Here is a 23633-nt window from a genome sequence, read left to right as displayed (position 1 = left end):
ATGGACCGCCGCACCAGTGCCTAGGCGGGGGGCTTGAACCCCGCCTCTTCCAGCAGCCGGTCGGAGGCCGCTTCGACAACCTCTTCGAGCTGGGCAATGAACGCCTCTTTCGTCAGGCCCGGTGGGATGGGCTCCAGAAACTCCACCACCGCGACCCCTGGCTTGCGGTAGATGCCGCGCCGGGGCCAGAACACGCCCGCATTCGTGGCGACCGGGTAGCAGGTCTGGCCCATCTGCTCGTAAAGCAGCGCGGTGCCGATCTTGTAGGGCCGCTTGAGGCCCGGCGCGAGCCGCGTGCCCTGGCTGTAGATCACCAGCTGTCCCGGCAGCGCTTCGCCGCTTTTGACATCGGCGAGCATCTTGGCGATCGCCTTGCCTTTCTTGCCGCGGTTCACCGGGATGCAGCCAAGGCGGTAGGCATATTGCCCAAGGATCGGCGCGTAGAGCAGCAGCGCCTTCATGATGAATTTCCCATGGGGAATGGCGTCGAAGATCATGATGATGTCGAGGAAGGACTGGTGCTTGGCCGCCACCAGCGCCTCTTCCGTGGGCGGCGTGCCGCGCACCTCGCATTTCAGCCCGACCATCCAGCCCGCCATCCAGATCACCGTGCGCGCATAGGCGTGGCAGGCGGCCAGCGCGCCGTAGGGCGAGACCAGCGTCCAGGGCAGGTAGACGAGCGCGTAGACCAGCATCAGCAGATACATCACGGCGTTGAACACCAAGGAGCGTAGCCATTGAATTGCGTAAGCCATACTCATGTCACCTCGTTGAGAACCCGCAAGGCCGCGCTGCGCGTGGCCCAGAACGCCACGATACCCGCCAGCGGCGGGATGACCAGAGGCCAAAGCCAATGCAGGCCGCGAAACCCGAGGCCCGTCAGGAAGGCGCCTTCCTCCGCGGCGGAGGGCAAGAGCGCGATTGCCGCCATACCGAAGCCCGTTCCCATGGCCGCCCCGGCCAGTGCGCGCAGGGTGAAGCGCCGCACGAAGGCGCGGGCGATGTAGACATCGCGCGCGCCCACCAACCGGGTCACCCGGATGACTTGCGCGTTTGCCGCCAGCGCCGCGCGCGCGGCCAGCGTGATCATCGCGCCGGTGGACAGGCCGATCAGCACAATGGCGATCCAGCCAAGGCGGCGCAGGCTTTGCGCCGCATCCACCAGTGGCCTGCGCCAACGGGTGTGGTCGTCCAGAAACGCGCCCGGGGCCTCGCCCGCAAGGCGCAATCGCAGCCCGTCGGCGTCATAGCCTTCGCCGTCTTCCACAACTTCGATCAGCCGCGGGATCGGCAGGTCTTCCAGCGGCAGGTCGGGGCCGAACCACGGCTCCAATAACAGCATCTGCTCTTCTTCGGACAGGATGCGTGACGTGGCGACGCCCGGCGTCGTGCGCAGCACTTCCTGCGCCGCGCGGGTCTGCGCCTCCAGCTCTTCGAGCGGGGCGGATATGCGTACGGTCGAGGTCTGCGCCAGCTCCGACGCCCAGCGTTCCGCCAGCCGCCCCGTTGCGAGCGACAAGGCCAGCGCAAAGACCGCCAGAAACGCCATCGCGCCTGCGGTGAAGGTGGTCAGGGTCGCGGTAAAGCCGGTGGGTGGCACCACCCGGTCCGCGGCCCGGTCGCCCGCGGCAAGCTCCGACAGCCCGCCCAGAAGGTCGCGCATGCGGCTCACAGATCCGCTCCCGCCAACTGCAGCCGCTGGTCCTTGATCCGCAGCACCCGGGCCGACACTTGCGCCTTGGCCCCGCGGATCAGGTTCAGATCATGGGTCGCCACCAGCACGGATTTGCCCATCTTGTTCAGCTCGATCAGAAGCGACAGCAGCCGCTGGGACATGTCCCAGTCGACATTGCCCGTGGGCTCGTCGGCAAGAATGACATCCGGCCCCATGATCACCGCGCGGGCAAGAGCGGCGCGCTGGCGCTCGCCGCCTGACAGTTCTGGCGGCAGCTGGTTTTGCTGCGCCGACAGGCCGACCCAGGCGATCAGGTCGGTGAGGTTCTGGCGCTCCGCCTCGATATCGCGGCCCGCGACGGTCAGCGGCAGCGCGATGTTCTCAAGCACCGACAGATGGTCAAGGAACTGGCAATCCTGATGCACCACCCCGATGCGGCGACGCGCCATCGCGATCTGGTCGCGGCCCAGGGCCGCCACGTCCTGACCGAAGACCTGCACAAGCCCGGATGTGGCGGCAAGCTCCATGTAGCACAGTTTCAGGAAGGTGGATTTGCCAGCGCCGGAGGGGCCCGTCAGGAAGTGAAAAGAGCCCGGTTGCAACCGCAGCGAAATGTCGGACAGCAACTCGCCGCCGCCATAACTATAGGCCACGTTCTCCAGCTCAATCACGACTGCCCGACCCCGCTTCCTGCTTCGGCGTTCTTTCGGCAACAGTTACGCCATTGCTGCCGCCTCTTGCAATCAATTGGAAACAACAATGCTTGGAATGTCGAAATCCGCGCGGTAAAGGTTATCGAAATGGGAACGACGCCAAGGATTTAGCAGGCGTGAAGGGGTTGAGATGCGGCTGATCTGCCCGAATTGTGACGCGGAATATGAGGTCGATGACGGCATGATCCCGCCCGAGGGCCGCGACGTGCAATGCTCCAATTGCACGACAACTTGGTTCCAGCCCGCCGTCGAGACAGAAGAAGAACCTGCCGCTGAAGCTCCCGCCGAAGACAGCGCCCCGGCCGACGATGCGCCCGACGCAGATGTGTCCGAGGAAAGCGAAGACGACGCCGACGAGGCCATCGCCGCTGCTGCCGTGGCAGCTGTCGGGCGGACCCCACGCAGGCCGGAGCTTGATCCGGCGGCAAAAGAGATCATTGAGCAGGAAGTCGCCCGCGAGACCGCAGCCCGCGAGGCCGAACGCGGCGGGATCGAGACCCAGCCGGACCTTGGCCTCGACGATGCCGAGAGCGAAGAGCGTGCCGCCGCCGCCCGTGACCGCATGGCCCGCCGTCGCGGTCTAGAGCCCGGGGGCGAAGAGACCGACCAGGTCGCCGAGGACGACGCGGCGATGGCCGCCGCGCCCAAGCGTGACGAAAGCTCCGGCAAGCGCGAGCTGTTCCCCGATATCGAGGAAATCAACTCGACCCTGTCCCCCGAGGCAGCCGAGGCCGAGGCGGAAGCCGCCCGCCGTGCCGCAGAAGGCGGCGGCGAAGTCGCCGTGGCCCGCAGCAAGTTTCGACTGGGCTTCGGGCTGATGCTGATCGTGGCCGTCGCGCTGCTGGCGCTCTATGTCTACGCGCCGCAGCTGTCCCAACGCATCCCGGCTCTGGCCGACAGCCTGCGCGACTACGTCGGCGCGATTGATGGATTGCGGGTCTGGCTGGACGGGGCCGTGCAGGACCTTGTCGCGCGGATCGGCGACGGGTTGGAGGACAGCGAGGGCTGACCCGGTCAGGCCTTCATGGGGCTCTGCCCTATACCCCGGAATATTCTTGAAGCAATGAAGCGGTGCGACGTCCGATCAGAACTGATCGAGCAGTCGGCGCAAGTAGTCGCGTTCGATCTCTGGACGCTCCTGCTCGCCCGAGCGGCGGCGGATCTCATCGCGCAGATCGCGCGCCCGGCGGCGGGCATCTTCGCCCTGCAGCATGTTGTCCTCGGAGCCGATCATACCGTTCGTGCCTTGCTCGCGGCCCAGCGGGTCCTGACGCTGGTTGTTCGCGCGCCCGGCGTTCTGACCCTGCTGGCCTTGGCCGTCTTGCTGCTGCTGTGCCATCGCTTCGCCGAGATTGCGCATGCCTTCGCGCAGGGCCTCCATCGCGTCCGATTGCGCCCCAAGTGCTTCGGCAGTCTCGTCATTGCGCAGGGCATCCTCGGCGCGTTCCATCGCTTCACCGGCGCGGTCCAGCGCCTCGCGAGCGGCCTCACCCTCGGGCGAGCCTTGGCCCGGCAGGTTGCGCTGCTGGCGGTTCAGCTCGTCGCGCAGCGCTTGCTGGCGGTCGGCCAGTGAGCCTTCGCCGCGCTGGTCCTGCCCGCCACCTTCGCCTTCGGCCTGCTGGTTTTCACCGCCCTCGCCCTCTTGGCCGGGCGAGTTCTCGTGGCTTTGGCCGCGGCCTTGACCGCCGTTCCGGCCCTCATTGCCCTGGTTTTCGCCCGCCTGTGCACCGGGGTTGAACTGCTCCTGCAGGTCGCGGAACGCCTCATCGCTAAGGCCCTGCTGTTCGCGCAACGTGTCCTGCAGCCCTTCCATGGCCTGCTCGCCCGGGCTTGGCTGACCCTGACCCTGCTGGCCTTGGGTGACCTGCATGTTCTCGATCATCTCCATGAGTTGATCGAGCAGGGCCTGCGCTTCCTCGGTGCGGCCCTCTTCCATGAGGCGCTGGATTTCGTCGAGCATCTCTTGCAGCTGGTCGCCGGTGATCTCTTGGCCCTGCTGGTTCTGGGCCTGCTGCTGTTCGCCGCCTTCCTGGCCCTCTTGCGCAAGCTGTTCCATCAGGTCACGCATGGCTTCCGACAGCTCTTGCATCAGCTCAGCGATTTCCTCGGACGTGGCCCCTTGCTCCATCGCCTCGGACAGACGCTCTTGCGCCGCGCGCAGGCGTTCGCGGGCATCATCCAGCCGTCCGTCCTCGATCAAGGTGGCGGCGCGCCACAGCATTTCGGCAATCTCGGCCTGTTTCTCGTCGGTGATCTGGTCGAACTCGCGGGCGAGCTCCAGCCGGGTGATCGCCATGCGCACAGTGAGGAAGGCCACTTCGGACGGGAAGTAGTCGTCGGGGTCATAGGTGATCGTGCGCAGAATCTGGGTGATACGCTTGGCGTTGTCGCGGTTCCACAGCAGGTCGCGGCGCTGCTCTATCAGCGCGTTGGCAATGGGTTGGAAGAAGCGGCGACCTGGCAGTTCGGTCTGCACCTGCGTGGGCGCGTTCGTCTGCTCCGACGAATCTGTAACCTGTAGATCAATGGTCACCGGCAGGGTGGCGAGCGGGTGCTCGGACAGGTTCTCAATCACCACTTCCGAGAAGTCGGCGCGGTCGCCGGAGATCGGCATCGGCAGGTCCAGCACGATCGACTCCTGCGGTTCTGGCTCTAGCGCCAGCCCGTAACGGCGGTCGACGGAGGCCAGATCGAGCGAGATCGTCGCGGTGCCGAACTCGACGCCGTAATCATCCGTGGCGCGGAACGGCAGCGCCATTTCGCCGTCCACCTTGCGCTCCACCTCGCCATCTGCGGCGATGGTCGGCAGGCTGTCTTCCAGAGCGGTGATCTGCCATGCCTTGTCCTCGTCGCCGCCTTCGATGGCCACGGTGCCGGAGCGGTTCACCTTGCGGGTAAACGCGGTTTGGGGCACTTCGCCCTCTGCAGTCGGCGCCGCGCCGGAGACGGTTTCGTTCAACGCAAGGCTGCCGACCTGCCCGTAAAGACGCACGGTGAGGTCAGAGCCCACCGGAACGTCCAGCTCAGACACTTTCACGTCGTTGAGATAGAGGCTCGGCTTGCCGGTATAGGCAGGCGGCTCGATCCAGATTTCCCAGGCGGGGCCCGCAGCGATGGCCTGTCCGCCAAGCCCGGGCGTCAGATCGTCAAAGGATCCAGTGCGCAGCAGCGAGCCGAAACCCACCGCCAGCGCGAAGAACAGCAGCGCGACATAGCGCAGCGCGTAAGGGTCCGCCTTGGAGACGCGCAGATCGGGGTCAACCGCGCGCGCTTCGGCCAATCGCGCCTGCATCCGGGCCTTGTGGGCGTGCCAGATTTCCTGCGATGCGGCGTCGGACGCTCCGATGGCCTGCGTGTCGAGCGCAGCCGTGACAGGGCGACCGGGCATGGTCAGGTCGATGCGCTCCAGCGCGTCGGCGTATTTTGGCGCAGAGAAGCGGCGATAGGCAAAGATCAGCGACCAGATCAGGGCACCCGCGCCTGCAAGCGTCGCGCCCCACGCGGCCTCCAGCGGCAGGTCCGACAGGACGCCCATCGCGAGCACGGTCCAGATCACCAGCCCGACGGTCCACAGCGGCCAGAACGCGTGCGTGATGCGCTCAGCCCACAGGCCAAGGAGCGTCAGGCGCGCCGGCGTGCGCAGCGCGGAGAGGTCAACGGGGCTGTCAGGCTTGCTCAATATGCTCATCCCGGCGGGCGGCGACACACCATAGCGTCACATCCATAGGGGAATGGTATCTCGATTTATCATCTCGTCAAAGGTCGGACGGGGGCGGATGACAGCGAATTGATCCTCATGCACCAGAACTTCCGGGATCAGGGGCCTGGAATTGTATTCCGAGGCCATGACGGCCCCGTAAGCCCCCGCCGAGCGAAACGCCACCAGATCGCCCGCGCCGACCGGCGGCATGACGCGCTGCTTGGCGAAAGTGTCGCCGCTTTCGCAGACCGGGCCGACGATGTCGTACTTGGCCTGCTCGACGCCCGGGGCGGGCTCGACCACGGGGATGATGTCGTGATGCGCGCCGTACATGGCGGGGCGGATTAGGTCGTTCATCGCCGCGTCGATGATCAGGAACTGGCGGTCCTCGCCCTCTTTCACATAGATCACCTCGGAAACCATCAGACCCGCGTTACCCGCGATCAGGCGGCCCGGCTCGATCTCGATCTCGCAGCCCAGATGGCCGACTTTCTCGCGCACCAGCTCGCCGAACTCCTGTGGCAACGGGGGCGCGTCATTGGAGCGCTCGTAGGGAATGCCGAGCCCGCCGCCCAGATCGAGGCGGCGAATGTCGTGCCCTTCGGCGCGCAGCATTTCGGTCAGCTCGGCGACCTTCTCGAACGCCAGCCCGAATGGCTCCAGCTGGGTCAGTTGGCTGCCGATATGTACGTCGATCCCGATGACCTCCAGCCCCGGCAGGCCAGCGGCCTGCGCGTAGACCTCGCGCGCACGGCTGATCGGGATGCCGAACTTGTTTTCCGACTTGCCGGTGGCGATTTTCTCGTGGGTTTTCGCATCCACATCCGGGTTCACCCGGATCGTCACGGGCACAGTTTTCCCCATGCTTTCAGCGACGTCCGAGAGCGCAAGCATCTCCGGCTCGCTTTCGATGTTGAACTGTCGGATGCCGCCCTCAAGCGCCAAGCGCATCTCTTCGCGGGTCTTGCCGACGCCGGAAAAGACGATCCGCTCGCCCGGCACACCGGCGGCGCGAGCGCGCATGTATTCCCCGATGGACACCACGTCCATTCCTGCGCCCAGATCGCCCAGAAGCTTCAGCACGGCCACGTTGGAATTGGCCTTCATCGCGTAGCACACAAGGTGCTCGCCCCAGCTGAGCGCGTCATCGAACAGTTTGAAATGCCGGGTCAGCGTGGCGGTGGAGTAGACATAGAACGGCGCGCCCACCTGGGCTGCGATGTCGGAAATCGCGACGTCCTCGGCGTGCAGGATGCCGTCCTTGTAGAGAAAGTGGTCCATATCAGGCAGCGGGCCTTGTGCGCAGGAAAAGGTAGAGCGGCAAGCCGCAGGACACACCGATACAGAACGTGGCGGGGATGGCAACCAGCGCCAGCCAATTGCGCCGCGCCGCGACCTCGGCGATGATCCAGACCGTCAGTGTCACGGCGGCGATCGTCAGGTCCCAGACAAGCCCTGAGCTGGCCGCGTTGACGTGCCACGCGTCGACCATGGCCGACAGCGAATAGCCGTTCTCGTTGAACCAGCTGACGAAGTAATACATCGGGTGGATCGCGCCCCAGATGGCAAGGGCGAGGTAGATCATTCGCAAGACGGACATGACGCGGGCTCCTTTGGTCTGCGCGGCGATGTAGCGCGGGTGCGGCGGGGCGGAAACCCCAAGCCGCACGAATGCGGCGACGCAACGTCGCATTTGCCACCTACACTCCTGCCTGATTGAACGATACACGCTACAAAACCGTGACGCTCCCGCGCGGGAGGCTTTTCAGAGGATTTGCAACATGGCCGAGATCGAACGCGAAAGCATGGAATATGACGTTGTCATCGTGGGGGCTGGCCCGGCTGGCCTGTCAGCGGCGATCCGTCTGAAACAGCTCGACGCGGACTTGAACGTGGTGGTGTTGGAGAAGGGCTCCGAGGTTGGCGCGCATATTCTGTCGGGCGCCGTGCTGGACCCGTCGGGCCTCGATGCGCTGCTGCCCGACTGGCGCGAGATGGGCGCGCCGATCACCGTGCCCGTGAAGCAGGACAATTTCTACATGCTGGGCGAGGCCGGTCAGGTCAAAATCCCCAACTTCGTGATGCCGCCGCTGATGAACAACCACGGCAATTACATCGTCTCCATGGGCAATGTCTGCCGCTGGATGGCCGAGAAGGCCGAAGAGATGGGCGTCGAGATCTTCCCCGGCATGGCCTGCTCAGAGCTGGTCTATGGCGACGAGGGCGAGGTCAAGGGCGTCGTTGCTGGCGTCTTCGGGCTGGAGGCTGACGGCTCCTATGGCGAAAACACCGAACCGGGCATGGAGCTGTTGGGCAAATACGTCTTCCTCGGCGAAGGCGTGCGCGGTTCGCTCTCCAAGCAGGTGATCGAGAAATACAACCTCGGCGAAGGCCGCGACCCGCAGAAATACGGCCTTGGCATGAAAGAGATCTGGGAGATCGACCCGGCCAAGCACAAGGAAGGCACCGTCACGCACACGATGGGCTGGCCCCTTGGCAAGAACGCGGGCGGCGGATCGTTCATCTACCACCTCGACAACAATCAGGTCTATGTCGGCTTCGTGGTGCACCTGAACTACGAGAACCCGCACCTGTTCCCCTATATGGAATTCCAGCGTTTCAAACACCATCCGATGGTGGCCGAGCTGCTGGAAGGCGGCAAGCGCGTCGCGTACGGCGCCCGCGCCATCACCGAGGGCGGCTGGCAGTCTCTGCCCAAGACCGCCTTCCCGGGCGGCGCCTTGCTGGGCTGCTCCGCTGGTATGGTCAACGTGCCGCGCATCAAGGGAAACCATAACGCGATGCTGTCGGGCAAGGCCGCGGCAGAGGCCGCGTTCGCAGCGATTGGCGAGGGCCGCTCCGGCGACACACTGGACAGCTACGACGACGAGGTGCGCACCGGCGCCATCGGCCGCGACCTCAAGCGCGTGCGCAACGTGAAGCCGCTGTGGTCGAACTACGGCCTGACGGCCTCGCTGACCGTGGGTGGCGCCGATATGTGGCTCAACAACCTGACCGGCTGGTCGCCGCTGAACCTGCACCACGGCAAATCCGACGCCGAGGCCACCGGCAAGGCCGCAAAGTTCGAGCCGATCGAGTATCCCAAGCCCGATGGCAAGCTGAGCTTCGACCGCCTGACCAACGTGGCCTTCTCCTTCACCAACCACGAGGAAAGCCAGCCCGCCCACCTGCGGCTGGCCGATCCCGAAATCCCGGTGAACGTGAACCTGCATGATTACGCCGGTCCGTCCGCGCGCTACTGCCCGGCCGGCGTCTACGAGTTCGTGCGCGAAGAGGGCAAATCGCCCCGCTTCGTGATCAACTTCCAGAACTGCGTGCACTGCAAGACTTGCGACATCAAGGACCCAAGCCAGAACATCACCTGGACGACGCCCCAGGGCGGTGACGGGCCGAACTACCCGAATATGTAGAAAAGAGAGGCCGCTCCGATTGGAGCGGCCTTTTTTCTCTGGTCAGGGCGTCTCTTACCGGCTCGGCTAGGCCGCCAGACCCTTTGAGCCGAGGTCGAGATACTTGCGGCGGCGGTTCGTGATCAGCTCTTGGCGGTCCATCTCCGACAGCTCGTCGATCATCTGTCCGATCGCAGCACCAACGGCGGCGATTGCGGCCTTCGGATCGCGCTGCGCGCCACCGGCGGGCTCCGGGATGATGCGGTCGCAAACCCCAAGCTGCTGCAGGTCCTGCGCGGTGAGCCGCAGTGCCTCCGCCGCCTCGCGCATCTTTTCGGCGTCTTTCCACAGGATCGACGCGCAGCCCTCGGGCGAGATCACCGAATAGATCGAATGCTCCAGCATCGCGACCCGGTTGGCGGTCGCAAAGGCCACCGCCCCGCCGGAACCGCCTTCGCCAATGATGACCGAGATCAGCGGCACGCCGATCTCGAGGCATTTCTGGGTGGAACGTGCGATGGCCTCTGACTGGCCGCGCTCCTCTGCGCCTTTGCCGGGGTAGGCGCCGGGCGTGTCGACGAGGGTGACGACCGGCAGACCAAAGCGGTGGGCGAGGTCCATGAGGCGGATCGCCTTGCGGTAGCCCTCTGGTCGGGCCATGCCGAAATTGCGTTCGATGCGGGTCTTGGTGTCGTGGCCCTTCTCATGCCCGATCACCACCACGGAGCGGTCACCCAGCCGGGCGAGCCCGCCCATCACCGCGTGATCGTCTGCGAAGTTCCGGTCGCCCGCCAAGGGCGTGTATTCGTCGAACAGCGCCTCGATATAATCCTTGCAATGGGGCCGGTCGGGGTGCCGCGCCACCTGGCATTTGCGCCATGGCGTCAGGTCCTTGTAGAGGTCCGCCAGCAGGTCGGCGGCCTTCTTGTCAAGGGCGGCGGCCTCTTTCTCGATATCCATCTCGGCGTTCTCGCGCGCCATGGCGCGCAGCTCTTCCGCCTTGCCTTCGATCTCGGCCAGCGGCTTCTCGAACTCCAGGTAGTTGGTCATGGATGGGCCTCTCCTCTGCTCGGGTGGTATATGACCACAGGGGCCGCCAGATGCAACTCAGCAAGATTTGTGAAGATGGGCTATGACATGTCTTGGGGCACGAGACGACCGGAGGCCCAGATGACCCATCCCTACGAGGCCCGCATCCTGAGGGTGCTGGACCACATCCATGAGAACCCGGCGGGCGATCTGTCGCTCGACGCGCTGGCGGATGTGGCGGCGATGAGCCGGTTTCACTGGCACAGGGTCTACCACGCCATGACCGGCGAGACCTGCGCGGAGACGGTGCGCCGCATTCGGCTGCACCGTGCGGCGTGCTGGCTGGTCCAGCGGGACTGGCCGGTGGCGGAGGTGGCCGAGCGAGCAGGATTTGGCAGCCCGCAAAGCTTCACCCGCATCTTCAAGACAGGCTACGGCCTGACGCCTGCGGCGTTTCGTGCGCGAGGGACGCTGATGTCTCCGCGCCCATCCCCCAAAACCGGAGACTACCCCATGTTCCCCACCGAAGTGACCCATCATCCCGGCGCGCGGCTCGCCGCCATCGCCCATACCGGGCCGTATCTCGAGATCGGCCGCAAATTCGAGCATGTCGCGACCCTGTTCAACGCCCGCAACCTCTGGCCCCACGCCCGCGGCATGGCCGGGCTTTACTATGACGACCCGGCGGCGACGCCGGAGGCTGAGCTGCGATCCCACGCCGGCATTCTGGTCGGCGAGGATTTCGAAATGTTCGAGGAGGTCGAAGAGATCACGATCCCCGCGGGCAAGATGGCCGTGATGCATTACAAGGGATCGTATTCAGGGCTGATGGCGGCCTATCAGTATCTCTACGGCGTCTGGTTGCCCGAAAGCGGTGAAGAGCCCGGCGACAGCGCCCCGATGGAGGTCTATCTCAACGATCCCAAGGAGGTCGCTCCCGAGGAGCTGCTGACCGACGTCTGCGTGCCGCTGAAGTGAGCGACCTGACACATAAACAGCGCGCAGGTCTCGACCACCTGCGCGCGCGCATCCTTGCCTGCGCCGCGTCCAAGGGCATTGCAGTGGAGGAAAGCGTCAAATGGGGTCAGCCGTCGTTCAAGGCCCCCCACGGCTCGCCCCTGCGGATCGGCTGCCCCAAGCAGGGCAGTTTCGCGCTCTATGCCCATTGCGCCACGTCGCTGATCGCGGATTACGCGGCGCTGCATCCCGGCCGGTTCGAGGGCAACTGCGCCGTGCTCTTCGACACTGTGGCCGAAGCGGAGGCGCAGCCGCTCGAGGCGCTGATCATGGCCGCACTCACCTATCACAGGACATGAAACTGCCCTGACTTTTCCCTTTGCAGGCCCCAGACCGCCCCCTAGTCTGGGCCGCAGTATTTGGACCAAAGGGATTTTAAGGCTATGCCAGTTGTACTTGCGATTTTGGCCTTGGTGGGTGGGGCGATCTGGTGGTGGATCAGGAACAATCCGCGCGATGCGATCTCCGCCGCGCAGGATGCGGTCACCGTCGCGCGCAATGCGCCGCGCAAGATCGCCTTCCGCCGCCAGACAAAAGAGCATCCGGTGCAAGGGGTCGACGACCCGCGCTTGGCTGTGGCGACCATCGCACAGGCCTTCATGGGGCTTGATGATTTGCCTACGAAGGAGGCCCGGCAGCGGCTTCACACGGCATTGCGCCAGCATTATCAGCTGTCCGCCGAGGATGGTGAGGAGATGGACACGCTCGCGCGGTTCCTGATCCAGCAGTGCCAGGGCGAGACCGAGGCGATCTCCCGCGTGGGCCGCCGCCTGCACAATATCGACGGCCAGAACAGCTGGGATGATTTGACCGAGATGCTCAAGGCAGCATCTGGCGACACCCTGTCGGAACGACAACGCGAGGCCATCCACGATCTGCGCGTCGCCTTGAAGATCCGCCCCTAGATGCCGGGTCGGGGACGCGTTTTGGAAAACGCGTCAAGCGCCTTGCAAGGCGCTTCCCCGCGCCCAGAGGATCAGGCGTTGATCATCTCGAATTGCGCCACGATCACCTCGGCCTGCTTGATCGACGCGATATCGACCAACCGCCCCTTGTAGACCGTCGCGCCTTCTCCCTTGGCTTTGGCGTCTTCCATCGCGGCCAGAATCTCGCGCGCCTCGGTGATTTGCGCCTCGGATGGGGTGAAGACCTCGTTGGCCAGCGCGATCTGCTTGGGGTGGATCGCCCATTTGCCGACCATGCCCAGCACCGCCGAGCGGCGCGCCTGTGCGCGGTAGCCTTCATCGTCGGAGAAGTCGCCAAACGGCCCATCCACCGGCAGCACCCCATGGGTGCGGGCGGCGGCGACGATCTTCGCCTGCGCCCAATGCCACGGGTCGGACCAGTGCTGCTCGCCGCCCTGCAGCATGTAGTAATTCTCCTGCGTGCCGCCGATCCCGGTGGTCTGCATCCCCATCGAGGCCGCGAAATCGGCAGCCCCCAGCGACATCGCCTGCATCCGCGGCGAGGCGGCTGCGATCTCTTCCGCATGGGCGATGCCCGCGGCGCTTTCGATGATGACCTCGAAGGACACCCGCTTGCTGCGCCCTTTCGCAGCCTCAATGGCCGTGACCAGCGCGTCCACTGCGTAGATATCGCCCGCGCAGCCCACTTTGGGGATCATGATCTGATCCAGCCGCTCGCTGGATTGTTCCAGCAAATCAACCACATCGCGGTACCAATACGGCGTGTCGAGCCCGTTGATGCGCACCGACAAGTACTTATTGCCCCAGTCGACCTCATGGGTCGCCTGAATGACATTGGCGCGCGCGGCGTCCTTGTCCGACGGGGCCACCGAATCCTCGAGATCGAGGTTGATCACATCCGCGTCCGAGGCCGCCATCTTCTCGAACAGTGCCGTGCGCGAGCCGGGGCCGAAAAGCTGGCAGCGGTTCGGGCGGGCGGGGGAGGGCGGTTGCAGGCGGAAGCTCATGGCGGTCTCTCTCGAAAGTAAGGATGTTTCGCAAAACTTACTCAAGCTGATAGGATATTGCGCAAAGCTGCGCAAGCGCCGCGCTGCAGCAAAACCCTCTGCAGCCATCAGAACAAGACATAGATCTCCTCGCTCGGGGTCAGGAACGGGTCGCTTCCAAGATCGGCCCGGTTGCGGATCACTCGGGTGCGTCTGCGCCCGAAGACAGGCCCGCTTCGAAATGGCGCGCGGAACGGGTCCATTTCCATGTAGACATTGTCCACGAGGGACGCCCCGAATACGACGCTGACATGCCCCGGAGAGCCGCGGTTGCTGCGAAAAATGATGATCGGCCCGCCAGCAATGCTTAACCGCTCGTGAATGGCCTCCAGCGTGATCTCATCATCGGAGTCCTGCTGGAGGTCACCCGGCCCGCCATCGCCGAAAAAGGCCGTGTAGTTGAGGCCCATGAACTCCGCCAGCAAGGCGACGGTTTCTTCACCACGCCTTGTGCCCGTGTCGGCATCGGCGATGTTGGGGATTACGCGCAGCCCGTTGTCATGGGCCTCACCCGTCACGATGCTGATCTCGCGGCCGGTCTTTTTGGTTTTCAGTTTCTTGCGCGCAACACGCACCAGCCGGTTTTGGCTGCGAAACCGGCGTGCCAAACGCCGCGTGCGCGACAGGCTCGACAACGCCGCGGCCCAGCACATCGCACCCTTGCGTTGCACAACCTCCGGCGGGCGGTCGAACCAGATGTCGTCCTCGGGCGGAATATAGACAATAGCCCGGCAACTGCCGCTCTTCACCTTTTCAGCAGATGGTGTTTCGAAATCCGCCTCGGTGCAGGAGAACCTGCGGCTCAGCGACACCAATCCGTGCGGATAATGCGCCTCCTCAAAGTCGTTCTTGGGATCGCGCTGCAGGCGCCAGTTGTCGGGGTGATTATTGGCCATCTTCGACAGCGCCAGCCGTCTTTTGCTGCCCGAGCGCGCCCCATAGGCACGACCAATCAGCTTCAGCCAGGTGTCGCTGCCTTTGGCTTGGTAATAGCGCCCCGGCGTCGGATCGGATGTAGGACGCAGGGTCATGAGGCCCTCGCAAACGGGCGGCGGAGCCCGCACGGCGGGCGCAAAACTGAATAAAACATAGGGTCACCAAATATAGGTTGAGCAGAAAAGGCAGTCTTGGAATGAACCCCAAGTCTACCACAGAACTGTCCTCGGACCTAATTCGGCCAATCCGCGCTATTGCGCTTGCGCGACCAGTTCCAGCACCTTCGGCCCCATCGCCTCGACAATCAGCTGCACGCCGGAGGCGTCCGGGTGAATGCCGTCGCCTTGCATATGCTCGCGCAGCACCAGCTCCAGATCGCCCAGCTCGGTCAAACCGGCGAGGAAGTTCGGGAACAGCAGCGCGCCATGCTCTTGCGCCAACTCCGGGTAGAGCCCCTCGAAGGCAACTTCGTAGTCGGACCCGTAATTCGACGGCGCGTCGATGCCCACCAGCAGCACCGGGCGGTCCACTTTCTCCAGGATGCCCGCCAAATTGCTGCGCGCCTGCTCCGGCGCGAGCCCGCGCAACACGTCATTGCCACCCAAGGCGACGATCACCGCGTCCACGTCCGGCGTCAGGGTCCAGTCGATGCGTGACAGGCCGCCCGCCGTCGTATCGCCCGAGACGCCCGCATTGATCATCTCCACATCCGCGCCCTGCGCGCGCAGCCACGCCTCCATTTGCGGCACGAAGCCGTCTTCGGCCGGCAATCCGTAGCCTTGGGTCAGGCTGTCACCCAATGCCGCGATCGTGACCGGCTCGGCCAGCGCGGGCATCGCTAAAAGTGAACCGATTGCGAGGTTGCGCACTATCACAAGGGACTTATCTACAAAGGCACCCACCAAGGAGCCCGCGATGCCTGTGCTGACCCTCAAAGAACTCCACCTGTCGCTCGATGGCAATGCCGGGGTGGTCGACATCCTCAAGGGCATCTCGCTGAACATCGAGGCGGGCGAAAGCGTCGGGCTGACGGGGGCGTCGGGGTCGGGCAAGTCGTCTCTCCTCATGGTGATGGGCGGGCTCGAGCGCGCCACATCGGGGCAGGTTACGGTCTTGGACCAGGATCTGACGCCCTTGGGCGAGGATGCGCTGGCCCGCTTCCGCAGGGATCATATGGGGGTCGTCTTCCAATCCTTCCACCTAATTCCGACGATGACCGCCTTGGAAAATGTCGCCCTGCCACTGGAACTGGCGGGCGCGGAGGATGCGTTTTCCCGCGCCGAGGCAGAGCTGGCTGCCGTGGGCCTTGGCGCGCGCGGCGATCACTACCCATCCCAGATGTCGGGCGGGGAGCAGCAGCGCGTGGCGCTTGCCCGCGCCGTCGTAGGCCGCCCCGCGATCCTTCTGGCCGACGAGCCGACGGGCAATCTGGACGCCGCCACCGGCGAGATGGTCATGGACCTGCTCTTCGATCTGCGTGACCGCCACGGCGCGACCTTGATCTTGGTCACCCACGCGCCGGAGCTTGCCGCGCGCTGCGATCGTGTCGTGCAGCTGCGCGACGGGCAGGTCCTGTCCGACGAACTGGCCGTGGCCGCGCAATGAGCCTGTCTTGGCGCATCGCCCGGCGTGAGCTGCGCGGCGGGCTCAAGGGCTTCCGGGTCTTCCTCGCCTGTCTGGCCCTTGGCGTCGCGGCCATCGCCGCCATCGGCACGGTGCGCAGCGCGATCGAGGCGGGGCTGTCCGAGCAGGGCGCAGTCATCCTTGGCGGCGACGCCGAGGTGCAGCTGACCTACCGCTATGCGACGGACGAGGAACGCGCCTGGCTCGACGCCCAGGGCGAGGTGTCCGAGATCGTCGATTTCCGCTCCATGCTGGTCACCGGCGACGAGCGCGCGCTGACGCAGGTGAAAGGCGTTGATGGCCTGTATCCGCTCTACGGTCAGGCCCGCCTGACCCCCGATATCCCGATTGCCGAGGCGTTGCAGGGCGACGGGACAACGCCCGGCGCGCTGGTTGACCCTGTCCTGCTCGACCGTCTCGGCCTCAAGGTCGGCGATCTGGTCAAACTGGGCCAGACCGAGTTTCTCGTGACCGCCTCCCTCGACCGCTTGCCCGATACCGCGGGCGGGGGCTTCTCGCTTGGCCCACCGACGGTCGTGGCGTCCGAGGCGTTGAAAGACAGCGGCCTCGTCACCCCCGGCACCCTGTTCGAGACCGAATACCGCATCCGCACGGACCGCGACGTGACCGCGATGGAGGCAGAGGCGCGCGAGGTGCTTGACGGCACCGGCTACCGCTGGCGCGACCGCCGCAATGGCGCGCCGGGCATCTCGGAATTTGTCGAACGGCTGTCCGCCTTCCTGGTGCTCGTCGGTCTGACCGGCCTCGCCGTGGGCGGCGTCGGCGTCTCGGCGGCAGTTCGCGCTTACCTGTCCGAGAAGACCGCGGTGATTGCCACCCTGCGCACTCTTGGCGCGTCCGGGGCGACGGTGTTCAAGGTCTACCTGATGCAAATCGGTGTGCTGGCCGCCATCGGCATCGCGCTTGGCCTCGCGCTCGGGGCCATCGCGCCGCTGCTTTTCGCCCCAATCATTGAGGCGCGCTTGCCCGTGCCCGTCGACTTCGCCTTCCGCCCCCTGCCGCTGGTCGAGGCCGCGCTTTACGGCGCGCTGGCTGCAGGGCTCTTCACCCTCTGGCCGCTGGCCCAAGCCCAGGACATCCGCGCGGCGGCGCTGTTCCGCGAGGCGCGCGCGGGCGTCTCCGGCTGGCCGCGCCCGGTCTGGATCATCGCCTGCGCAGCCCTGCTCGCCGCGTTAGTTGGCACCGCCGCATGGCTGTCCGGGCTGGTCACTCTGACCCTATGGGCCTCCGGCGGCATACTGGCCGCCTTCGTCCTGCTGCTGCTCGCCGCCCTCGGCATCCGTCACCTGTCGCGCAAGCTCGCGCGCCTGAAACCGCTGCGCCGCGCCCACACCCTGCGCGCAGCTTTGGGCGCGGTTGGCGGGCCGGGGCGGGAGGCGCAATCGGTCGTCGTCTCCCTCGGCCTCGGCCTGTCAGTGCTGGCCGCCGTTGGCCAGATCGACTGGAATCTGCGCAACGCCATCACCACCGACCTGCCAGAGGTCGCCCCATCCTACTTCGTGGTCGACATCCAGCCCGACCAGCTTGAGCCCCTGACCGCACAGCTCAGCGCGCGCGAGAGCGTGTCAGAGATCGACACCGCCCCGATGCTGCGCGGGGTCATTACCGGCATCAATGGCGCGCGTGCCGCGGATGTTGCAGGCGATCACTGGGTGCTGCAGGGCGACCGCGGTATCACCTATGCCGCCACCCCGCCCGACCGCGCCGAGATCACCGCAGGCGCGTGGTGGCCCGAGGACTATACCGGCCCGCCTCAGATCAGTTTCGCCGCCGAAGAGGCCGAAGAGATGGGCCTCAAGCTTGGCGATACGCTCACCGTCAACATCCTCGGCCGCGACATCACGGCCGAGATCACCAGCTTCCGCGAGGTGAATTTTGGCACCGGCGGCATCGGTTTCATCATGTCGATGAACCCCGCCGCCTTGCAGGGCGCGCCGCACACCCACATCGCCACGGTCTATTCTACGCCGGAAGACGAGGGCGCGCTGCTGCGCGACATGGCGAAGGCCTATCCCAACGTCACCGCGATCCGGGTCCGCGACGCCATCGCGCGCGTCTCAGAGGTGCTGCAGGGCATCGCCGCCGCGATCACCTATGGCGCGTTGGCCACCTTGGTCACAGGCGGCATCGTCCTGATCGGCACCGCGGCCACGGGCGAGCGCGCCCGGGTCTACGAGGGCGCGGTGCTCAAAAGCCTCGGCGCCAGCCGCGCGCATATCCTCGCCAATTTCGCCCTGCGCTCCGCTTTGCTGGGCCTGACCGCGGGCGTGATTGCGTTGGCGGCGGGCATCGCCGCCGGTTGGGGCGTATCGGTTTTCGTGATGGAGACGGAGTTCTCCGTCGCGTTGCCCTCGGCGCTTGGCATCATCGCGGGCGGCATCGCTGCGACCGTGCTGACCGGCCTGATGTTCGCATGGCGGCCCCTTGCGGCGCGCCCGGCGCAGGTCCTGCGCGCGCGGGAATAGCGTCCCGCAATGTTGTGCCTTGAGCCACTACCAACTGGCACACAATCTGCCTTACTGATCAAAAGATGGTAACCAATCACTACAGTTTTCGCCAAGCAAATCTGGATGATCTTGATTTGCTCAAGGCATGGCAATCGAACCCTCATGTCAGCGAATGGTGGGATTCAGATGAACCAATTGGTGAGGAGGGTTTGGCTGACACTCGGGTAGCACGCTGGATTGTTTCATTTGCTGGGCGCCCATTTGGGTTCATGCAAGACTACGCTGTTCATGGTTGGGATGATCACCACTTCGCCGGTCTTCCCAAGGGGGCGCGAGGAATTGACCAATACATCGGAGACCCCGAATGGGTAGGTATCGGGCACGGATCAGCGTTCATCAGAACAAGAATGGATGCCCTCTTTTTTGACGGAGCACCTGTGATCGCGACTGATCCACATCCAGAAAACGCACGAGCCATAGCCGTCTATAAAAAGCTTGGTTTCAAAGTGTCCGGGTCACCTCAGAAAACGCGGTGGGGGTTCATCTTGCCAATGGTGGCCAAGCCGTAAGCGGGATGCGGAGAAAGGCAAGGTTATCCGCACCGCGGACACTGCGCGCGAAGTTTATTGACGCCCGCTCTTGGGCGCAGGCGAAGTAAACACTGTGGTCTGGACTGACTGCCGGTGACTGACAAGGGGCATGCCGCGGCGCCTATTGCAGGTCAGCAAAGGCCTTCTGCATCCGCTCCACCGCGTCCTCGATCATCGCGCGGGGGGCGGCGATGTTGAAGCGCAGGAAGCTCTCGCCGCCCTTGCCGAAGGTCGGCCCGTGGTTTGCGGCGATCTGGGCGGTCTGCTCGACTCGGCGGGTGAATTCCTCCCGCGCCATGCCGGTGCCGTCGAAATCGACCCAAGCCAGATAGGTGCTCTCAAGGTTCATCGAGGACAGGCCGGGGATCGCGTTGATGCCCGCATCGAACAGCTTGCGGTTGCCGTCGAGATACGCGACCAACTCGTCAACCCAGGCCGCGCCTTCGGGCGTATAGGCGGCCGTTGCCATGAACAGCCCAAACGAGTTCGGGCTCAGGCCCAGGGCCGCCATGCGCGCCGCGAACCGTGCGCGCAACGCGTCGTCGGCGATGATCACATTGCCCGAATGGCTGCCCGCGATGTTGAAGGTCTTGGTCGTGGCCGTCATCATCACCAGCCGGTCCTCGATCCCGGTGATGCTGGCCATCGGTGTGTGGGTGTGGCCGGGGAAGACCAGATCGTGGTGGATCTCGTCGGAGACCAGGATCAGATCGTGGCGCTTGGCGAAGGCCGCAACGGCCTGCAGTTCGCCCTTCGACCAGACCCGCCCGCCGGGGTTGTGCGGTGAGCACAGGATGACCATCGTCTCCGAGCCGGTCATCTGGGCGTCATAGGCCTCGAAATCCATCTCGTAGCGACCGTCCGTCTGCACCATCTCGCATTCGACGACCTGACGACCGGCGGCTTTGATGACCTTCGCGAAGGCGTGGTAGACCGGGGTGAACAGCACCACCCCGTCGCCGGGCGCGGTGAAGGCGTCGATGCACATGGCCGTGCCGTTGACGAGGCCGTGGGTGGTGAAGATGTGGTCGGCCTCGACCTGCCAGTTGTGGCGGGTCTCCATCCACCACTGGATCGCGGCGCGGTAGCGGCTGTCATCGCCGAAATAGCCGTAGACCCCGTGGTCATGCATGGCCTGCACCGCGTCCTGCACGCATTGCGGCGGCTGGAACTCCATGTCCGCCACCCACATGGACAGCCCCTCTTTGGGGGAGACCCCGTAGAGCTGCTCCATGGCGTCCCATTTCATGCAATGGGTGCCGCGGCGGTCGATGGGGGTGTCGAAGCTCATGGGGTCGCTCTCCTGATCAGTCGGACGATAAATCTAGCGATTCCGGCGGGTCTGCAAGGGCGAATAGCTGGGCCACCTCGACCCCCAGCACATGGGCCAGCCGCAGCGACAGGATGGTCGAGGGCACGAAGACCCCGTTCTCGATCGTGTTGATCGTCTTGCGCGACACAGAGATCGCCGCTGCCAGTTCCTTCTGGGTCAGCCCGGCCTGCTTGCGGTGGGTGCGCAGGAACACGATCAGCTCGTCGCTCATCCCGCGCGCCCCCGCAGGGCAGCGATGGTGAACCACAGGGCAGGGGCCGCGCCCAGAACCGGAGCCATCAGGTAGAAGGCCTGGGCCGAGCTGACGCGCCCGGTCACCACCAAGCCCAGCAGGATCAGAAAGACCCCAAGGGCCGCCCAGTAGCCAAAGGCGAGGCTGGCGCGGTGGGTGTCTTGCACCTGCTCGTCCCAGGCGGCCTTGGCCTGATCGGGGAAGATGACATAGCTAGCCAAGCTCAGCGCCACATAGCCCAAAGCCACGGCGCCGATCACGTATTCCCAGCCGCCCCAGATCTCGCGGCCTTGCAGCGCAAGCGCCGCCATCGCCGCAAGGACGACCGCGACCAGCGCGGCGTTGCCCCAGAAGCGGATTCGGGAGATTGGATTGTCGGACATTGCAGTGCTCCTCTCATCGGATGGAAGGGTAACCCATGGGTTACCTACATCTAAGTAACTGTAACGTCAAGGTTACTTTTTCTAACCCTTGTCCGATCAGCGACGAGCGGCTATCTCAAGCCCCATGAAACGCAGCATTCTGATCCACCCCGACCCGCGCCTCAAGAAGGTCGCAGCGCCTGTCGCGGATATCTCCGACGCGCTGCGCGCGCTGGCCGACGACATGCTCGAGACGATGTATGACGCGCCGGGCATCGGGCTGGCCGCGCCGCAGGTCGGCGTGCTCGACCGGCTGATCGTGCTGGACTGCGTCAAGAAAGAGGGTGAGACCCCGCGCCCGCTGGTCATGTTCAACCCCGAAGTGATCGCGACCTCCGACGAGACGAATGTCTACGAAGAAGGCTGCCTGTCGATCCCCGACCAATATGCGGATGTGACCCGCCCGAAAGAGGTCACCGTCGCCTGGATGGACCGCGACGGCAACGCGGTGGAAGAGACCTTCGACGGGCTCTGGGCCACCTGCGTGCAACACGAGATCGACCATCTCGACGGCAAGCTCTTCATCGACTACCTGCGCCCCCTCAAGCGGCAGATGATCACCCGCAAGATGGTCAAGCTGAAGCGCGAGATGGCGCGGGCCTGACGGGATCGCGCCGTGATCCGCCCCATCGTGATGTACCCCGACCCGGGGCTTGGCGAGATGTGCACGCCAGTCTTGGACGTGGCCGAGGTTGCGGACCTGATCGCCGATATGTTCGAGACGATGTATGCCGCCCCGGGCCGCGGTCTGGCCGCGCCGCAGGTCGGCGTGTTGAAGCGGGTCTTCGTGATGGATGCGGGTTGGAAGACGGGCGACAAGACGCCCGTGGTGATGATCAACCCCGAAATCCTGTCGCGCTCGACCGAGTTGCAAGTCAACGAGGAAGGCTGCCTGTCGATCCCAGACACGCCCCGCCGCGTCGCGCGCCCCGCTCGGGTCGAGGTGATGTGGCTCGACGAGACCGGCATGCAGCGGCGTGGCGCGTTCGACGGGTTCGAGGCCGCCTGCATCTGCCACGAGAACGACCATCTCGACGGCATCCTGATCCTTGATCACGAGGCCGCCGCATGAAGCGCCCCTTCGTGATGTGGCCCGATGCGCGGCTGAAAACCGTGGCGGCTAACGTCGACGCAGTGGATGACGAGGTGCGCGCTATCTGGGCCGACATGGTCGAGACGATGGAGGCGATGCCCGGCGTGGGCCTTGCCGCCGTGCAGATCGGCGTCATGCGCCGCCTCGCCGTCGTCGATGCCAGCCAGGAGCGCGGCAAGGCGGTGCTGATGGCCAACCCCGAAATACTCCATGCCAGCGCGCAGCTGCGCGAACATGACGAGGCCTCGCCAAACCTGCCCGGCGTCTCCGCAGTGATCTCGCGCCCGCGGGCGGTGACGGTGCGGTTCTTGAATGAGAGCGGCGAGATGGAAGAGCGTGACTTCGTGGGCCTCTGGGCCACGAGCGTGCAGCACCAGATCGACCATCTGGCAGGCAAGATGTATTTCGACCACCTGAGCCGCACTAAGCGGGCAATGTTGATCAAGAAGGCGGGGAAGCTGGCGCGATGAGAGTAGTCTTCATGGGCACGCCGGAGTTTTCCGTCCCGGTGCTGGATGCGTTGGTGGCCGCAGGTCACGAGATTTGTGCGGTCTACTCGCAGCCGCCCCGACCTGCCGGTCGCGGCAAGAAAGACCGCCCGTCGCCCGTGCAGATGCGGGCGGAGGCATTGGGCCTGCCGGTCCGCCATCCCGTCTCTTTGAGAAACGACGAGGCGCAGAAAGAGTTCGCACGGCTCGAGGCCGATATCGCGGTCGTCGTGGCCTACGGCCTGATCCTGCCGCAAGCGATACTCGACGCGCCTATGCGCGGCTGCCTGAACATCCACGCCTCGCTGCTGCCGCGCTGGCGCGGGGCGGCCCCGATCCACCGCGCAATCATGGCGGGCGACGCGACCACCGGCGTCTGCATCATGCAGATGGAGGCGGGGCTGGACACGGGCCCCGTACTGCTGCGCCGCGAGACGGAGATTGGCGCGGAGGAGACCACCGGCGATCTGCACGACCGCTTGTCCGCCATGGGGGCCGAAGCCGTGGTCGAGGCGCTCGCCCGTCTTCCAGAGCTGACGCCCGCGCCGCAGTCGGAAGAGGGCGTGACATATGCCGAGAAGATCGACAAATCCGAGGCGCGGGTGGATTGGTCCAAGCCCGCGGTCGAGGTCGACCGCCTGATCCGCGGCCTCTCGCCCTTCCCGGGTGCTTGGTGCGAGATCAACGGCGAGCGGGTGAAACTGCTCGGCTCCGGCGTGCTGGAGGACGCCTGCGCGCCCCATGGAACGGTATTGGGCGATTTCCGGATCGCGTGTGGCGCGGGCGCGGTCGAGATCACCCGGGCGCAGCGTGCCGGAAAGCGTGCCCAGGATCGTGACGATTTCGTGAAGGGGTTCTCCTTTCCGGATCGGTTGAGCTAGATCAACGTCCCATCCGCGATCGACGCGATCCTGGGCGTCGCGACCTTTGGG

At 65.2% G+C, this 23633-nt stretch carries 25 protein-coding genes; 12 read left to right on the top strand and 13 right to left on the bottom strand.

From position 1 onward, the window contains the following. Positions 1-20: 20 nt before the first annotated feature. Genes C8N43_RS09965 through C8N43_RS09955 form a run of 3 tightly spaced genes read right to left on the bottom strand, consistent with a single transcriptional unit; the run spans position 21 to position 2346 of the window. Positions 21-755 (bottom strand): lysophospholipid acyltransferase family protein, encoded by a 735-nt coding sequence (locus C8N43_RS09965; protein WP_107845449.1) that lies wholly within the window; start codon positions 753-755, stop codon positions 21-23. Between the two features lie 2 nt (positions 756-757). Next, the gene (locus tag C8N43_RS09960; protein WP_107846320.1) at positions 758-1663 is read right to left on the bottom strand and encodes a cell division protein FtsX; all 906 of its coding nucleotides are present in this window, start codon (positions 1661-1663) and stop codon (positions 758-760) included. Positions 1664-1668: 5 nt separating this feature from the next. After that, positions 1669-2346, bottom strand: coding sequence for a cell division ATP-binding protein FtsE (locus C8N43_RS09955; protein WP_107845448.1), 678 nt, complete (start codon positions 2344-2346; stop codon positions 1669-1671). Between the two features lie 172 nt (positions 2347-2518). On the opposite strand from C8N43_RS09955, the gene C8N43_RS09950 reads away from it, so the two are divergent. Next, positions 2519-3397, top strand: a complete 879-nt coding sequence (locus C8N43_RS09950) for a zinc-ribbon domain-containing protein (protein ID WP_107845447.1) — start codon at positions 2519-2521, stop codon at positions 3395-3397. A 75-nt stretch (positions 3398-3472) separates the two neighbouring features. On the opposite strand, the gene C8N43_RS09945 is transcribed toward C8N43_RS09950, so the two are convergent. Genes C8N43_RS09945 through C8N43_RS09935 form a run of 3 tightly spaced genes read right to left on the bottom strand, consistent with a single transcriptional unit; the run spans position 3473 to position 7688 of the window. Next, on the bottom strand, positions 3473-6076 hold the full coding sequence (locus C8N43_RS09945; RefSeq protein ID WP_107845446.1) for a TIGR02302 family protein: 2604 nt from the start codon (positions 6074-6076) through the stop codon (positions 3473-3475). A gap of 27 nt (positions 6077-6103) precedes the next feature. After that, positions 6104-7369, bottom strand: a complete 1266-nt coding sequence (gene lysA, locus C8N43_RS09940) for a diaminopimelate decarboxylase (protein WP_107845445.1) — start codon at positions 7367-7369, stop codon at positions 6104-6106. Between the two features lies 1 nt (position 7370). Next, positions 7371-7688 carry a DUF2834 domain-containing protein gene (locus C8N43_RS09935; RefSeq protein ID WP_107845444.1) on the bottom strand — a complete coding sequence of 106 codons (318 nt, stop codon included), beginning with the start codon at positions 7686-7688 and terminating at the stop codon, positions 7371-7373. A 181-nt stretch (positions 7689-7869) separates the two neighbouring features. Between C8N43_RS09935 and C8N43_RS09930 the strand changes: the two genes are divergently transcribed. Beyond that, positions 7870-9519, top strand: a complete 1650-nt coding sequence (locus C8N43_RS09930) for an electron transfer flavoprotein-ubiquinone oxidoreductase (RefSeq protein ID WP_107845443.1) — start codon at positions 7870-7872, stop codon at positions 9517-9519. Between the two features lie 66 nt (positions 9520-9585). Here C8N43_RS09930 and C8N43_RS09925 read toward each other — a convergent pair whose 3' ends face one another. Next, complete coding sequence (locus C8N43_RS09925; protein ID WP_107845442.1) at positions 9586-10548, bottom strand: acetyl-CoA carboxylase carboxyltransferase subunit alpha; 963 nt, start codon at positions 10546-10548, stop codon at positions 9586-9588. A 120-nt stretch (positions 10549-10668) separates the two neighbouring features. On the opposite strand from C8N43_RS09925, the gene C8N43_RS09920 reads away from it, so the two are divergent. From C8N43_RS09920 to C8N43_RS09910, 3 genes are all read left to right on the top strand, one after another. Beyond that, positions 10669-11505 carry an AraC family transcriptional regulator gene (locus C8N43_RS09920; protein ID WP_107846319.1) on the top strand — a complete coding sequence of 279 codons (837 nt, stop codon included), beginning with the start codon at positions 10669-10671 and terminating at the stop codon, positions 11503-11505. Continuing rightward, positions 11502-11843, top strand: coding sequence for a DUF1801 domain-containing protein (locus C8N43_RS09915; protein ID WP_158269958.1), 342 nt, complete (start codon positions 11502-11504; stop codon positions 11841-11843). Before C8N43_RS09920 ends, C8N43_RS09915 begins: the two co-directional genes overlap by 4 nt. An 84-nt stretch (positions 11844-11927) precedes the next feature. Next, positions 11928-12449 carry a hypothetical protein gene (locus C8N43_RS09910; protein ID WP_107845440.1) on the top strand — a complete coding sequence of 174 codons (522 nt, stop codon included), beginning with the start codon at positions 11928-11930 and terminating at the stop codon, positions 12447-12449. A gap of 71 nt (positions 12450-12520) precedes the next feature. On the opposite strand, the gene C8N43_RS09905 is transcribed toward C8N43_RS09910, so the two are convergent. From C8N43_RS09905 to C8N43_RS09895, 3 genes are all read right to left on the bottom strand, one after another. Continuing rightward, positions 12521-13477, bottom strand: a complete 957-nt coding sequence (locus C8N43_RS09905) for an L-malyl-CoA/beta-methylmalyl-CoA lyase (protein ID WP_107845439.1) — start codon at positions 13475-13477, stop codon at positions 12521-12523. A 107-nt stretch (positions 13478-13584) separates the two neighbouring features. Continuing rightward, positions 13585-14547: a hypothetical protein gene (locus C8N43_RS09900; protein ID WP_107845438.1), complete on the bottom strand. Its 963-nt coding sequence runs from the start codon at positions 14545-14547 to the stop codon at positions 13585-13587. Between the two features lie 156 nt (positions 14548-14703). Beyond that, entirely contained in the window at positions 14704-15288 is a 585-nt protein-coding gene (locus tag C8N43_RS09895) for an arylesterase (protein ID WP_107845437.1), read from the bottom strand. A gap of 79 nt (positions 15289-15367) precedes the next feature. Between C8N43_RS09895 and C8N43_RS09890 the strand changes: the two genes are divergently transcribed. The 3 genes from C8N43_RS09890 (at position 15368) to C8N43_RS09880 (ending at position 19112) form a co-directional block, all read left to right on the top strand. Next, positions 15368-16057 carry an ABC transporter ATP-binding protein gene (locus C8N43_RS09890; RefSeq protein WP_107845436.1) on the top strand — a complete coding sequence of 230 codons (690 nt, stop codon included), beginning with the start codon at positions 15368-15370 and terminating at the stop codon, positions 16055-16057. Then, positions 16054-18561: an ABC transporter permease gene (locus C8N43_RS09885; protein ID WP_107845435.1), complete on the top strand. Its 2508-nt coding sequence runs from the start codon at positions 16054-16056 to the stop codon at positions 18559-18561. The genes C8N43_RS09890 and C8N43_RS09885 overlap by 4 nt, the downstream gene beginning before the upstream one ends. A gap of 65 nt (positions 18562-18626) precedes the next feature. After that, positions 18627-19112, top strand: coding sequence for a GNAT family N-acetyltransferase (locus C8N43_RS09880; RefSeq protein WP_107845434.1), 486 nt, complete (start codon positions 18627-18629; stop codon positions 19110-19112). A gap of 142 nt (positions 19113-19254) precedes the next feature. Here the strand turns inward: C8N43_RS09880 and C8N43_RS09875 are convergent, their stop codons facing one another. The 3 genes from C8N43_RS09875 to C8N43_RS09865 are packed head-to-tail and all read right to left on the bottom strand — an operon-like array spanning position 19255 to position 21081. Then, positions 19255-20424, bottom strand: a complete 1170-nt coding sequence (locus tag C8N43_RS09875) for a MalY/PatB family protein (RefSeq protein ID WP_107845433.1) — start codon at positions 20422-20424, stop codon at positions 19255-19257. A gap of 16 nt (positions 20425-20440) precedes the next feature. Further along, complete coding sequence (locus C8N43_RS09870; protein ID WP_107845432.1) at positions 20441-20677, bottom strand: helix-turn-helix transcriptional regulator; 237 nt, start codon at positions 20675-20677, stop codon at positions 20441-20443. After that, positions 20674-21081 carry a hypothetical protein gene (locus C8N43_RS09865; RefSeq protein ID WP_107845431.1) on the bottom strand — a complete coding sequence of 136 codons (408 nt, stop codon included), beginning with the start codon at positions 21079-21081 and terminating at the stop codon, positions 20674-20676. Before C8N43_RS09865 ends, C8N43_RS09870 begins: the two co-directional genes overlap by 4 nt. 124 nt (positions 21082-21205) lie before the next feature. Between C8N43_RS09865 and def (C8N43_RS09860) the strand changes: the two genes are divergently transcribed. Genes def (C8N43_RS09860) through fmt form a run of 4 tightly spaced genes read left to right on the top strand, consistent with a single transcriptional unit; the run spans position 21206 to position 23582 of the window. Next, positions 21206-21724 carry a peptide deformylase gene (gene def, locus C8N43_RS09860; protein ID WP_107845430.1) on the top strand — a complete coding sequence of 173 codons (519 nt, stop codon included), beginning with the start codon at positions 21206-21208 and terminating at the stop codon, positions 21722-21724. Positions 21725-21736: 12 nt separating this feature from the next. Then, positions 21737-22192, top strand: a complete 456-nt coding sequence (gene def / locus C8N43_RS09855; RefSeq protein ID WP_245912964.1) for a peptide deformylase — start codon at positions 21737-21739, stop codon at positions 22190-22192. Further along, positions 22189-22683, top strand: coding sequence for a peptide deformylase (gene def, locus C8N43_RS09850; protein ID WP_107845429.1), 495 nt, complete (start codon positions 22189-22191; stop codon positions 22681-22683). The genes def (C8N43_RS09855) and def (C8N43_RS09850) overlap by 4 nt, the downstream gene beginning before the upstream one ends. Beyond that, entirely contained in the window at positions 22680-23582 is a 903-nt protein-coding gene (fmt, locus tag C8N43_RS09845; RefSeq protein ID WP_107845428.1) for a methionyl-tRNA formyltransferase, read from the top strand. Before def (C8N43_RS09850) ends, fmt begins: the two co-directional genes overlap by 4 nt. Positions 23583-23633: the final 51 nt, after the last annotated feature.

The organism is Litoreibacter ponti (assembly GCF_003054285.1).
Taxonomy (GTDB): Bacteria; Pseudomonadota; Alphaproteobacteria; order Rhodobacterales; family Rhodobacteraceae; genus Litoreibacter; species Litoreibacter ponti.
Note: the sequence above shows the minus strand (reverse complement) of the source record. Positions and strands in the feature narration are given on the sequence as shown.